14 protein-coding genes are annotated in these 13,003 nt (G+C 54.4%); 3 read left to right on the top strand and 11 right to left on the bottom strand.

Translation table 11 applies throughout. The annotated features are described in order from the left end of the window. Positions 1-46: 46 nt before the first annotated feature. The gene (locus AC6I8J_RS01445) at positions 47-1,111 is read left to right on the top strand and encodes an NAD(P)-dependent alcohol dehydrogenase (RefSeq protein ID WP_161733537.1); all 1,065 of its coding nucleotides are present in this window, start codon (positions 47-49) and stop codon (positions 1,109-1,111) included. Positions 1,112-1,163: 52 nt separating this feature from the next. Here AC6I8J_RS01445 and AC6I8J_RS01440 read toward each other — a convergent pair whose 3' ends face one another. The 6 genes from AC6I8J_RS01440 to dnaB form a co-directional block, all read right to left on the bottom strand. Further along, a complete protein-coding gene (locus AC6I8J_RS01440; protein WP_161733535.1) occupies positions 1,164-1,484 on the bottom strand; it encodes an MmcQ/YjbR family DNA-binding protein in 321 nt (106 codons plus the stop codon). After that, complete coding sequence (locus AC6I8J_RS01435; RefSeq protein WP_161733533.1) at positions 1,484-1,903, bottom strand: secondary thiamine-phosphate synthase enzyme YjbQ; 420 nt, start codon at positions 1,901-1,903, stop codon at positions 1,484-1,486. The genes AC6I8J_RS01440 and AC6I8J_RS01435 overlap by 1 nt, the downstream gene beginning before the upstream one ends. A gap of 121 nt (positions 1,904-2,024) precedes the next feature. Further along, complete coding sequence (locus AC6I8J_RS01430; protein ID WP_161733616.1) at positions 2,025-3,218, bottom strand: amino acid aminotransferase; 1,194 nt, start codon at positions 3,216-3,218, stop codon at positions 2,025-2,027. A gap of 40 nt (positions 3,219-3,258) precedes the next feature. Beyond that, entirely contained in the window at positions 3,259-3,873 is a 615-nt protein-coding gene (locus AC6I8J_RS01425; protein WP_033734896.1) for a YitT family protein, read from the bottom strand. Between the two features lie 240 nt (positions 3,874-4,113). Next, positions 4,114-4,593, bottom strand: coding sequence for an Lrp/AsnC family transcriptional regulator (locus AC6I8J_RS01420; RefSeq protein WP_161733529.1), 480 nt, complete (start codon positions 4,591-4,593; stop codon positions 4,114-4,116). Positions 4,594-4,722: 129 nt separating this feature from the next. After that, complete coding sequence (dnaB, locus tag AC6I8J_RS01415; protein WP_010252197.1) at positions 4,723-6,129, bottom strand: replicative DNA helicase; 1,407 nt, start codon at positions 6,127-6,129, stop codon at positions 4,723-4,725. Between the two features lie 96 nt (positions 6,130-6,225). Here dnaB and AC6I8J_RS01410 point away from each other — a divergent pair, with 96 nt between their 5' ends. Continuing rightward, entirely contained in the window at positions 6,226-7,209 is a 984-nt protein-coding gene (locus tag AC6I8J_RS01410; protein ID WP_161733527.1) for a quinone oxidoreductase, read from the top strand. A gap of 222 nt (positions 7,210-7,431) precedes the next feature. On the opposite strand, the gene pspG is transcribed toward AC6I8J_RS01410, so the two are convergent. The 3 genes from pspG to AC6I8J_RS01395 form a co-directional block, all read right to left on the bottom strand. Then, a complete protein-coding gene (pspG, locus tag AC6I8J_RS01405; protein WP_161733525.1) occupies positions 7,432-7,698 on the bottom strand; it encodes an envelope stress response protein PspG in 267 nt (88 codons plus the stop codon). Positions 7,699-7,876: 178 nt separating this feature from the next. After that, positions 7,877-8,869 carry a tRNA dihydrouridine(20/20a) synthase DusA gene (dusA, locus tag AC6I8J_RS01400; protein WP_161733523.1) on the bottom strand — a complete coding sequence of 331 codons (993 nt, stop codon included), beginning with the start codon at positions 8,867-8,869 and terminating at the stop codon, positions 7,877-7,879. Between the two features lie 106 nt (positions 8,870-8,975). Continuing rightward, a complete protein-coding gene (locus tag AC6I8J_RS01395; protein WP_161733521.1) occupies positions 8,976-10,226 on the bottom strand; it encodes a conjugal transfer protein TraF in 1,251 nt (416 codons plus the stop codon). A gap of 451 nt (positions 10,227-10,677) precedes the next feature. On the opposite strand from AC6I8J_RS01395, the gene zur reads away from it, so the two are divergent. Then, on the top strand, positions 10,678-11,199 hold the full coding sequence (gene zur / locus AC6I8J_RS01390) for a zinc uptake transcriptional repressor Zur (protein ID WP_285086705.1): 522 nt from the start codon (positions 10,678-10,680) through the stop codon (positions 11,197-11,199). An 89-nt stretch (positions 11,200-11,288) separates the two neighbouring features. Here the strand turns inward: zur and AC6I8J_RS01385 are convergent, their stop codons facing one another. After that, positions 11,289-11,501 (bottom strand): CsbD family protein, encoded by a 213-nt coding sequence (locus AC6I8J_RS01385; RefSeq protein ID WP_013359776.1) that lies wholly within the window; start codon positions 11,499-11,501, stop codon positions 11,289-11,291. Positions 11,502-11,668: 167 nt separating this feature from the next. Next, entirely contained in the window at positions 11,669-12,991 is a 1,323-nt protein-coding gene (gene dinF / locus AC6I8J_RS01380) for an MATE family efflux transporter DinF (RefSeq protein WP_497825013.1), read from the bottom strand. Between the last annotated feature and the right edge of the window lie 12 nt (positions 12,992-13,003).

The following is a 13,003-nucleotide window of genomic DNA, read 5'->3' as shown; positions in this document are numbered from 1 at the left end:
GCACATCATCAAAAAACACTCACGACACATCGAAACTGGAGACACCATGAATATTACGCATGCGTATGCTGCTCAGGATGCAAAATCCAAACTGGCACCGTTCGATTTTAAGCCGCGTGAGCTGCGCGCCCATGACGTTCAGCTTGAGGTGCTGTTCTGTGGCGTTTGCCACTCAGACCTGCATCAGGCCCGTAATGAGTGGAAAAACACCATTTTTCCCGTGGTTCCGGGTCATGAAATTGTGGGTCGCGTGACTGCTGTTGGTCCACAGACGCAGAAATACAAAGTCGGCGATCTGGTTGGCGTCGGCTGCATGGTTGATTCCTGCCGCAGCTGTCCAAGCTGTCAGCAGGGTCTGGAGCAGTATTGCGAAAACGGCTTTGTCGGCACCTATAACGGCGAAGATCGCGAAACCGGCGCTATTACCTACGGCGGTTACTCAACGTCGATGGTGGTTGATGAGAGCTTTGTGCTGCGCATTCCCGAGAACCTGGAGCTGGCGGGCGTTGCACCGCTGCTGTGTGCCGGTATCACCACCTATTCGCCGCTGCGTCACTGGAATGTCGGTCCTGGCAAAAAAGTGGGTATCGTAGGCTTAGGCGGCCTGGGCCATATGGGCGTGAAGATTGCGCATGCCATGGGCGCGCATGTGGTGCTGTTCACCACCTCGCCATCCAAAATTGAAGATGGCAAACGTCTGGGTGCCGATGAAGTCGTGATCTCCAAAGATCCGGAGCAGATGGCGCAGCACGCGAACAGCTTTGACTTCATCCTGAACACCGTGGCGGCTCAGCACGATCTCAACCCGTTCATCACCCTGCTGAAACTGGATGGCAACATGACGCTGGTTGGTGCACCGGAGCACGACCATCCGGCACCGCAGGTCTTTAACCTGATCTTTAAACGTCGCAGCATCGCCGGTTCACTGATTGGCGGCATCGCGGAAACCCAGGAGATGCTCGATTTCTGTGGCGAGCACGGGATTACGTCAGACATTGAGCTGATCGCGATGGACCAGATCAACGAAGCCTATGAGCGCATGCTCAAAAGCGATGTGAAGTATCGCTTTGTTATCGATATCAACACGCTGCGCGCTCAGTCTGCCGCGTAAGCTGCTTGATCTGAAACCCTCTTGCTCAGGTAAGAGGGTTTTTTATTGCCGTTTAACGGGTAGCCGCCTGCTGGTATGAGGCATCGACCAGATAGTAGATCTGCGAATCTTTCAGCGAACCGTCGAGGAACAGCGTGCTCCAGTGAGACTTATTCAGATGCTCGCTGGGAATAATATCGCTGTGCTCTTCGCGCAGTAATTCGGCCAGCGCAGGCGTCGATTTCAGCGAGACCGCGGGCCGCCCTTTCGCCTCATGTACCATCGCAAACAGCACGCCGTTGCTTTTAATCTGCGTAGCTTTCCAGTCACTGTGGACGCTCTGCTCCGCGCCCGGCTTGCTCATGCAATAGGTCAGTAAATCTGAGTTATTCATTACGATTCCCCTTGTAACGTGGCGACAATCCGCCTGGCACCGCCCTCAATGCGATGCTCGCCCAGCCAGATCCCCTGCCAGGTGCCCAGCACCAGACGTCCCCGCTGAACCGGTAATAACAACGAAACCCCTAAGATCGACGATTTGATGTGCGCCGGCATATCATCACGCCCTTCGTAATCGTGCTGATAAGGCGCATTCTCGGGCACGTACCGCATGAAATGCTGCTCCATGTCGCTGCGCACCGTCGGGTCGCAATTCTCATTTAAGGTTAACGACGCCGAAGTGTGCTGCAACAGCAGATGCAGCAGACCGGTTTTGATATCACGCAGTCCGGAGAGCGAGTTGACGATCTCATCGGTGACCAGATGAAACCCACGCGACTTCGCGCTCAGCGTAATAGTTTGTTGATGCCACATAGCTTATTCCTGAAACGGTTATCCCGTTTAAGTGTGCAGCATGTCGCCGAAAGGTAAACCCTGACCCATAAAAAAACCGCCAGAGAAAACGCTGGCGGTCTTGTTTACAACCTGGCTGCTGTTACATCACGGCGGCAAACGCTTCCGCTACCTGATGCACATTTTTGCTGTTCAGACCGGCCACACACATGCGACCGCTGCCCACCAGATAGATGCCAAATTCGTTACGCAGGCGATCAACCTGCTGCGCACTCAGACCGGTATAACTAAACATGCCACGCTGCTTCAGCAGATAGTCGAAGTTTTTACCTGGCAGCGCGGTGCTCAGTACGTCCACCAGCGACTGGCGCATCGCGAGAATGCGCAGACGCATCGCCTCCACTTCAGCCAGCCAGCTGGCCTTCAGCGCCTCGTCGTTGAGGACGCGTGCGACAACCTGCGCACCGAAATTCGGCGGGCTGGAGTAGTTACGGCGAACGGTTGCTTTTAACTGGCCCAGCACACGTGCTGACTCTTCGGCACTGTCGCACACGATAGAGAGACCGCCTACGCGCTCGCCATAGAGCGAGAAGATTTTGGAGAAGGAGTTGCTGACCAGCGCAGGCAGACCCGCCGCGGCGACCGCGCGCAGTGCATACGCATCCTGCTCCATACCGGCACCAAAGCCCTGATAGGCGATATCCAGGAAAGGAATCAGCTGCTGTGCTTTCAGCACCTCAACGGTCTGATCCCACTGCGCATCCGTCAGGTCAGCGCCGGTCGGGTTATGACAGCAGGGATGCAGCAACACGATGCTCTGCGCAGGCAGGGTTTTCAGGGTGCTGATAAAGGCATCAAACCGCACACCGTGAGTTTCTGCGTCATACCAGGGATAGGTATTGACGTCAAAACCTGCGCCATTAAAAATCGCGACGTGGTTTTCCCAGGTCGGATCGCTGACCCAGACGGCAGACTGCGGGAAGTAGCGCTTAAGGAAATCCGCACCCACTTTCAACGCGCCAGAACCGCCAAGAGTCTGAATCGACGCAATACGGCCCGCCTTTAACACCGGATGATCGGCACCAAACAGCAGCGGTGCAATCGCACTGCGGTAGCTGTTCAGCCCTTCCATTGGCAGATAGAGCGATGCCTGATGCGGCTCAGCATAAAGCTGCTCTTCAGCAGCCGCTACAGCCTTCAGCTGCGGGATGATGTTCTGTTCGTCGTAATAGAGCCCGATGCTCAGGTTAACTTTGTGTTCACGTGGGTCTTGTTTGAACGCTTCCATCAACGACAGAATCGGATCGCCCGCATAGGCATCAACGTTTTGAAACACGGTGTAGGTCTCCATGATTGGTCCAGAGGTAAGCGGCGGATTAAACCCGATAGCGTCCCGGACGGTGGTTCATTGCAATAATCAGGTTCAGGATCACCGCACCCGCAATCGACGCGAGCAGGATGGGGCCACTCACCACAAACAGTGACGCCAGCACGACGCAGGTATCGACTGCCATCTGCAGTTTACCCGCGCGGATCCCAAAGCGATCCTGTAGCCACAGCGCCAGAATATTGATGCCGCCCAGGCTCGCCTTATGACGAAATAACACTATAAACCCGATTCCCATGATGACGTTACCGAACAGTGTCGCATAGAAGGGATTAAGGTCAGAAAAGTGGACGAACAGCGGGTGCAGTTGAGTGAACAGCGACACCAGCCCGACGGCGCAGAAGGTTTTCAGGGTAAATTCCCAGCCCATGCGTTTTACCGCCAGCCAGTAGAAAGGGATGTTGATCAGGAAGAATGCGCTGCCGAATGAGAGCGGCGAGAGATAGCTAATCAGAAAAGCGATACCTGCGGTGCTGCCCGTCAGCGCACCGGCCTGTTTTAGCATAATGACGCCGAACGAGACCATTAGAGTGCCGAGCACCATCGCCAGCGCATCTTCAATGCGCGAATGCGGGACGCGGGTAGGTTCTGCGATGTTATCCATGGGGGTTTTCTCAGTGCAAATGATGCGGTTCCCATGCAAAAAACGCACCATCGTCACAGCACTGAACAGCTGTAAAGCGGATGCCAGCGATATCCCGTTGATATCTAAGGCGCTTTAAACATAACTTTATGCATAGATTTCGACTGATACCGTCAATCTATGCGTCTGGCTCCGTTTTGATGCGCGTTAATTGCATTTATTACCGCAAGTGTGCACCAAAACCGCACAGCGCGCACCCTTTTAGCGCGTCTTTTGCTCAGGCAGCATCATCAGCCCGTTCTCTTTCATTCTTCCCAGCACCACTGAGGTTTTCACATGGGAAACGCTCTGGTGGCCCGCGACTAACTGGCTGATTAACGCACTGAGGGAATTAAGATCGGCTACTGCCACTTTGAGCAGATAGTCTGCATCGCCCGTGGTTTTATAGGCATCCACGATCGCCTGCTCCTGCTCCACCATCCGGTGAAAGCTCTCAACATATTCAGCGGTGTGGTTGATTAAGCGCACCTCAATCAATCCCACCATGCCAAGCCCGATGGCATCGGGTGACAGCCGGGCGTGATAACCCAGGATGAGGTTAGCCTGTTCCAGATTAATACGGCGGCGCGAACATTGTGAGGCAGAAAGGCCGACCAGATCGCTGAGTTCCTGATTGGTCAGACGGCCGTTAGCTTGTAATAAAGTCAGGATTTTAAGGTCGTAATCGTCTACGTGAGTCATTCCGTTTCCACATCGGTGCCAGGCGTCGCTTTGTTACAGATAACCCGATAACCCGAGAGGTTGTCCAACACTATTTTATGATGATGGGGGCTGTCATGCACAGATCGTGCATGACAGCACAAAGCGGGATTATTCGTCGTCGTATTGCGGACCCGCGTAGTTATCAAAGCGCGACCACTGACCGTTAAAGGTCAGGCGCACTGTACCGATGGGGCCATTACGCTGTTTACCCAGGATGATCTCCGCGATTCCTTTGAGATCGCTGTTTTCGTGGTAAACCTCATCCCGATAGATAAACATGATCAAATCCGCATCCTGCTCGATCGAACCCGATTCACGCAGATCCGAGTTGACCGGACGCTTGTCAGCACGCTGCTCCAGTGAGCGGTTAAGCTGCGACAGCGCCACCACCGGCACATTCAGCTCTTTCGCCAGCGCTTTCAGCGAGCGGGAGATCTCCGCAATCTCCAGCGTACGGTTGTCCGACAATGACGGTACGCGCATCAGCTGCAAATAGTCGATCATGATCATACTTAAGCCACCGTTTTCACGGTAGATACGTCGGGCGCGCGAGCGCACTTCGGTAGGCGTCAGGCCAGAAGAGTCATCGATGTACATGTTCTTCTTCTCCAGCAGGATGCCCATGGTGCCGGAGATACGCGCCCAGTCTTCGTCATCCAGCTGTCCCGTTCGGATGCGCGTCTGATCGACGCGGGAAAGTGACGCAAGCATACGCATCATGATCTGCTCGCTGGGCATCTCCAGACTGAAGATCAGCACCGGCTTCTCCTGCAGCATGGCGGCGTTTTCGCACAGGTTCATCGCGAAGGTGGTTTTGCCCATTGACGGACGTGCGGCGACAATAATCAGGTCAGAACCCTGCAGGCCCGCGGTCTTTTTATTCAGATCCTGATAGCCGGTATCGACGCCGGTGACGCCATCGTGCGGGGTCTGATAGAGCGATTCGATACGGGAGACGGTCGATTCCAGAATCTGCTCAATGTTTTTCGGGCCAGCATCTTTATCTGCGCGCGCTTCCGCGATTTTAAAGACGTTCGACTCTGCGAAGTCGAGCAGCTCCTCGCTGTTACGTCCCTGCGGATCGTAACCGGCATCGGCAATCTGGTTGGCGACGGCGATCATCTCACGCACCACCGCACGTTCACGCACGATGTCGGCATAAGCACCGATATTCGCCGCACTCGGTGTATTTTTCGCCAGTTCAGCCAGATAGGCGAAGCCGCCTGCCATCTCCAGTTCGCCCCGGGTTTCCAGCGATTCAGAGAGCGTAATCAGGTCGATAGGTTTGCTGTTTTCAAGCAGCCGCTGCATCTCGGAAAAAATCAGCCGATGCGAGCGGTTGAAAAAATCATTCGCGACGACGCGCTCAGAGACGTTATCCCAGCGCTCGTTATCCAGCATTAACCCACCGAGCACCGACTGCTCCGCTTCCAGAGAATGCGGGGGCATTTTCACGCCTGCGAGCTGGCGATCCTGCGTTTCGTTCGATTTGTTGGTGGGTTTATTTCCTGCCATAGTGAATGCATTACCGATCTTCTGTGGGGACGCGCAAGTATACCTTAGTTGAGGTGCGCGCCTCACCCTCATGATGAAACAATCACAGGAGTCAGAATGGCAAAGCGTATTCAGTTCAGCGCGCATGGCGGCCCGGACGTCTTAGAGTGGACAGATTTTGAACCCGCTGACCCGGCTGAACATGACGTGCAGGTAGAGCATCGCGCTATCGGGATTAATTACATCGATACCTATGTTCGCAGCGGGCTCTATCCGGTTACCGCTTTTCCTTCTGGCCTGGGAACGGAAGCCGCGGGCGTCGTGTCGCGGGTTGGACGTGGCGTGACATTATTTAAGCCCGGCGATCGCGTGGTCTACTGTCTGGCGTCGATGGGGGCCTATAGCGAAGTGCATAACGTGGCGGAAGATCGCCTGATGCATCTCCCGGAGGCGATCGGCTTTGAGCAGGGCGCAGCCAGCTACCTGAAAGGGCTGACCACGCAATATCTGCTGCGCCAGACCTATAAAATCAGCGCCGGTGAGACCTTTCTGTTTCATGCGGCCGCGGGCGGCGTCGGGCTTATCGCTTGCCAGTGGGCAAAAGCGCTGGGTGCACATTTAATCGGTACGGTGGGTTCCGAAGAAAAAGCCACGATGGCGAAGAACGCCGGTGCCTGGGCGACCATTAACTACCGCGAAGAGAATATTGCACAGCGCGTCAGCGAACTGACCGACGGAAAAAAAGTGGGCGTCGTGTATGACTCGGTGGGCAAAGACACCTGGGAAGCGTCGCTGGACTCGCTGCGTCGTCACGGTCTGATGGTCAGTTTTGGTAATGCGTCGGGTCCGGTGACCGGGATTGATCTGGGCATTCTGAATAAGAAAGGCTCGCTGTTTGTGACTCGCCCTTCACTGTTTGGTTATATCACCAATCGGCAGGAGCTGGAAACCGCCAGTGCCGAGCTGTTCTCGCTGCTGGCGAGCGGCGCCATTAAGATTGATGTACCAGAGCAGCAGAAGTTTGCATTGAAAGAGGCCAGTAAGGCGCACCAGATGCTGGAGAGCCGGGCCACGCAGGGATCCTGTCTGTTAATTCCGTAACAGTCAGCGCCCGGTAAGCAACAAAAAGGGCTTCCCCTGGGAAGCCCTCTTCTTTTTTTTATTTTTTGTTCGCGCTGGTGTAGGGACAGCGGCGATGAATTCGTGTCGAGTCGATGGCACATCGATTTGACGACAGGCATCCTGCCAGAAAACATAAGTAAAAAATATGTTTAATTGCAGATCAGTGCCGAGCAATCTTTCACACTGTGATCGCTACCGCATTTAGCGCCAGCCTTTGCGGTCTAACCTGCTGATCTTACGCCTCAGCTTACGGCGCGCTCGCGCCTCGCTGTCGCCAAAAAGGGCACGGTGCAGCCACACAGCAATCACCGCCAGCACCAGCCACGGCAACACTTTAATAACAATTGCAAACAGTCCACCGACAAACATCACGATGGTTGCGACCACCAGTGCCGCCAGCACGCCCAGCAGTGAAACGCCGGTCAGCAATAGCATCAGGAAAAAACCCAATACGAATAAAATTTCCACGTCAGCGCTCCTTTTTGAGATTGATTGTTATAGCTATTACAAGAAACGTGCCAACCGATAACTTATTGATTTAACGCTAATAAGGATTAAAAAAAGTGTCATAACCTGGTGATAAAAACCACATTATGGCGTAAAAAAAACCAGCTTTAAAAGCTGGCTTTCCTGTTCAGGGCAGACATCAGACTTCCTGCGGGACCTTATCCGCAACCAGCGCCAGCGCCGCTTCCAGTACGCGAACATCAGCGCCCGGCTTGTGGGCGTTTTCACTCAGGTGACGTCGCCACTGGCGAGCGCCCGGAATTCCCTGGAATAATCCCAGCATATGGCGTGTGACGTGTCCCAGATACGTGCCCTTCGCCAGCTCCGCTTCAATATAGGGATACATTGCGCGCACTACGTCCACCGGGTTAGCCGCCGGATGCTGACGACCAAACAGCGTCTGATCGACCTGCGCCAGAATGCCGGGGTTTTGATAGGCTTCACGTCCCATCATTACGCCGTCAAGGTGCTGCAGATGAGCCAGTGCCTCTTCCAGCGTTTTCACACCACCATTGAGCGCGATCGTCAGATGCGGAAAATCGCGTTTCAGCTGCCAGACGCGGGGATAATCCAGCGGTGGAATTTCGCGATTCTCTTTGGGGCTGAGGCCAGAGAGCCAGGCTTTGCGCGCATGGATAATAAATGTCTCGCATTCACCGCGACCGGCCACCGTGCCGATAAAGTCGGTCAGGAATTCATAGCTGTCCAGCTCATCAATCCCGATGCGGGTTTTCACCGTCACCGGAATCGATACCACGTCGCGCATCGCTTTAATCGCATCCGCGACCAGATTCGCCTCGGCCATCAGGCAGGCACCGAATCGGCCATTCTGAACCCGATCCGAAGGACAGCCGACATTCAGGTTCACTTCATCGTAGCCACGCTGCTCTGCCAGCTTCGCACACTGCGCCAGCGCCGCCGGATCGCTACCGCCAAGCTGCAACGCGACCGGATGTTCCGCCTCGCTGTAAGCCAGGTAATCCCCTTTGCCATGAATGATCGCGCCCGTGGTCACCATTTCGGTGTAGAGCAGCGTGTCGCCGGTCAGCTGACGATGAAAATAGCGACAGTGGCGATCGGTCCAGTCGAGCATGGGGGCGATAGAGAAACGTTGCGAAGAGAAATTAGGCATGAAGCGCAGACAATCCGGTAATTAAGGGTGATGGAATTCTGTGCAAGGATAACACAAGGGCGGGCGATAGTGCATCGCCCGCCCCCGAACAGCCTGAATAACGTGCTTAGAAGTTAAAGCCCAGCTGCATCATCGCGCCCCAGGTATTGTTAGCCCCCACAGAGCCGGCCAGATCCAGATGGACAGCTTTGTTAAACGGTGACAGACCAAAACCTGCGGTGGCAACATTTTCGTCGTTAGACCGCATGTCCGCACGATAACCGGCACGCAGCTGCAGCCAGTCAAGCACGCGGTATTCCGCGCCCACTGCCGCATACTGGCTGTTATCCTGCGTTTTGAAGCGTTTGGTTTCCGTCAGATCCACATCGCCGGTCACGGTAAACGGACCTTTATCCCAGGACAGGCCGGTGGTGACCAGCGGGCGAATCTGGTAGGTATCACGGAACCCGTTGACCTCTTTGGTCTGCAGATCACGCGAAACCAGGTTCTGTCCGGTCACACCCAGCGTCCAGTTTTCAGCAAAGGTGGTTGCCAGACCGGCATCAACGTTAAAGCCGGTGTCGGTGCTGCGATACTGGCTATTGTTGATGTCGTTCTTGTCATAGTTATAGATGCTGGCAGTATAGTTATAGAGCGAGGTTTTCTGCACTTTCGGCGTCACGCCCACTGAGACCGGCTGACCGGCGATAGTGAACTCATGCGCCACCGCCACACCATAATCAATGGTCAGTGCCGCTAAGCCATTCGCACTGGAACGAAGGTTATTTTGATCGCCCGGACGTGGCAGCACCGTTCCGTTAGCGACACCGCGCAGGTAGTCGATATCACCCTGGACCACGTTGGCACGGACGTGCGCCGTACCGTAGGCTTTGGTAATAAACGCAAAAGGCAGAGTCTCATTGGGGATCGTGACGGCCACGGCCACGCCTGCACTGCCGTGAGCTTTGTTACCGCGCAAATCGCTGAGCTTGTCAGCAACATCGCCGGAGGCAGCACGCAGTTCAGGGTAGCCACGCAGATAATCTGCAAAAGTCAGATTACCAATCACGTCACGATAGCGATCTACGGTGTCCGTAATATCATCGACTTTATCGATCAGCTTATCTTTGTCAGTCACCTGAATTCCCGCTGAAGGGAAAATAATGCTGACGTTATCGTCAGATTTAGCACGCGTCATTAATGCCGGGTTCGCCAGCACTGCTGAGCCATAAACAGAAGATGCTACGCCGGTCCCGCCCATGGCGTCATTACGTGCATCATACCAGGTCCCTGCCGCCATGGCGGAAGAAGAAAGGAAAAGCGCGGTCGCTGCAGCGGAATACTTCAGCGCTGAACGTTGAGCGGATTTTTTCACCATTTGCCTGCCATCACCTGAGAAATTGTCATTGAAACATTCAACGACTGAATAGTTTGTTAGCCCTATTGTGAACCCTGGCTAACGCGTTATTGCTGTGAATTCAAAGGAAACAGTGTCTTAATTCAAAGGATTGGACGTTTTCCAATCAAAAAACCGTTGTAATTGTTCAAACTGCGTCGGGGTATTTCAAATAATGCCAGACTTTCCTTAAGTCTTTCTGAACATTACTTCTTAACTCAGTGAGATGCAAAGCAAAATACCAACAAATTCCGCTTCAGGTCGATTGAAAATGGATCTGATTTCTCGTCAGATTTGAGATAGATAGCGGCTGAAATGCTTAAAATGCTGCTTTATCAGGCAAATAATGCTGTTTTACCAGGCGAAAACGAACATCAGCGCCGAAAAACTATGTGTGATAAAATAACATCACTTATCCAGCGGAGAATTTTTCATGACAAACATGACGTCGCAGCAAATTTTGATTCAGGCTGAAAAGATATGCCTGCAGCGCGGTGTACGTCTGACTTCGCAGCGTGCTGAGGTGTTGCGCCTGATGGCCGAACAGCCTGGCTCGATCAGCGCTTACGATCTGCTGGATCAGCTCCGCATCAGCGAACCACAGGCTAAGCCGCCCACGGTCTATCGTGCGCTGGATTTCCTGCTGGAGCAGGGTTTCATTCATCGGGTGGAATCCAACAACAGCTACGTCATGTGCCACCATTTTGAGGCACCGGCACATACATCGGTGATGCTGGTCTGTGACCGCTGTGCTGCGGTAACGGAGAAACAGGCGCAGGGCGTGGAGAAGATTATCGCAACGCTGGCGGGTGAAGCACAGTTCGCTTTACGTCATAGCGTGATTGAAGCGCATGGTTTATGTGAAAATTGTGCTGCGGTCGAAGCCTGTACGCACCATGAAAGCTGCGAGCATGACCATCAGGATGAGGGTAAAAAGCGGGGCAAACGCGGGTAATCTGCACATCCTTGTGCTGTTCCGTCCCTGTGCCGTTCCGGGGCGGGCGCGCCGGAAAGCTTTTAGCTGATTATCAGCCTGGTATCAGATTACCAGCGGTGATCTTTGTTCTGACCTTCCCAGTCGGTTACTTCACGCTCTGCTTCATCTTTCGCATAGCCATAACGTTCCTGGATTTTGCCGACCAGCTGATCGCGTTTACCTTCGATAACCTGCATGTCGTCATCGGTCAGCTTGCCCCATTTCTCTTTCATTTTGCCTTTGAACTGCTTCCAGTTGCCGCTGGCTTCATCTTTATTCATGGCAGACCTCCAATCCTCGGGGTTTAATGATTATCTTGTTACTTAACAAAATAACGATATAAAGCGCTGGTTAACTGCGCTGCATAGAGTTAATTATAGTAGCCAATTTATTAACCGTGGAATAATACAGAATAATCTGTATCGGCTTGCGTGCAGCCACGACTGACTCAGGCATCAAACCAGCTGTTCTGACGCCAGTGCTTACGCCAGATGAGCCACAGCGACAGGCCGCGCAGCGCCAGGAAAACCGTTACCGCCAGCCACAGTCCGTGATTACCCAGCGCCGGTACGCTGAGCAGCATCAGAAAGTAGCCTGCTGCTGCCACCACCATGCTGTTACGCATCTCACGTCCGCGTGTTGCGCCGATGAACATCCCATCCAGCAGATAACACCAGACGCCGATCAGCGGCATAACGATCTGCCAGACCAGATAGCGGTCAGCACTTTGTTGCAGCGAAGGAAGAGAGGTCAACAGGGTAACAATCTGCGGGCCAGCAATGGCATAGGTCAGGGAAAAGAACAGCGCTACCACCACCGCCTGCCGACAGGCAGAGTGCCAGACACGCAGCAGTTTGCCGCCATCTTTTGCACCATGGGCCTCGCCGGCAAAAGCTTCAACTGCGTAGGCAAAGCCATCCAGCGCATAGGCCGTGAACGTAATGAACATCAGCAATACCGCGTTAACCGCCACCACATCCGGGCCCAGCCGCGCGCCCAGCACGGTCAGCGAGGCGAAACAGAGTTGCAGCATCAATGAGCGCAGCATGATGTCCCGGTTCAGCCGCAGCAGCCGGCCGCTGTCACCGCGCCAGCTCTGCTTCAGCAGGCTTAACGTAATACCGCGCAGCTTCAGGACTCGCCAGACCATGATACCGCCGACACCCAGCGTGATGTACTCCGCCAGCGCCGTGGCGGTTGCCGCCCCCGCGACACCCCAGTGCAGTCCCATCACCAGCCAGAGATCGAGCCCGATGTTAACCAGATTGCCTACCACCAGCAGGATCACTGGCGCGCGCGCATACTGCACGCCCAGCAGCCAGCCCAGAATGACCAGGTTTGCCAGCGTGGCGGGTGCACTGAGCCAGCGAATCTGAATAAACAGCGCCGCCTGTTCCAGTACCGCGGGATTACCGCCAACCAGATGGGTCGCCAGCTGAATAATCGGATAACGTAAAGCGATGAACAGTACACCTGCCAGCAGCGCAATCATCAGCGGCTGGGTCAGCGCACGTGCCAGCGCCATTTTATCACCGGCACCAAACGCCTGCGCCGTCAGGCCAGTCGTACTCATTCGAAGAAAAAGCAGCAGCATAAAGAGGAAACTGGTCACAGTGGTCCCGACCGCAACCCCGCCAAGATAGACAGGGCTGTCGAGATGACCAATAACTGCAGTATCGACCACGCCCAGTAAGGGAACGGTGATATTTGAAAGGATCATCGGCAGCGCAAGCCGCCAGAGATTTTTATCCGTTGCCGTGAGAAAGCGCATTCGCCGTTCCGT

The sequence above is a fragment of the Pantoea sp. X-Soil-ISGK-355 genome (assembly GCF_059730805.1).
This window is presented reverse-complemented; position numbering and strand designations above follow the sequence as displayed.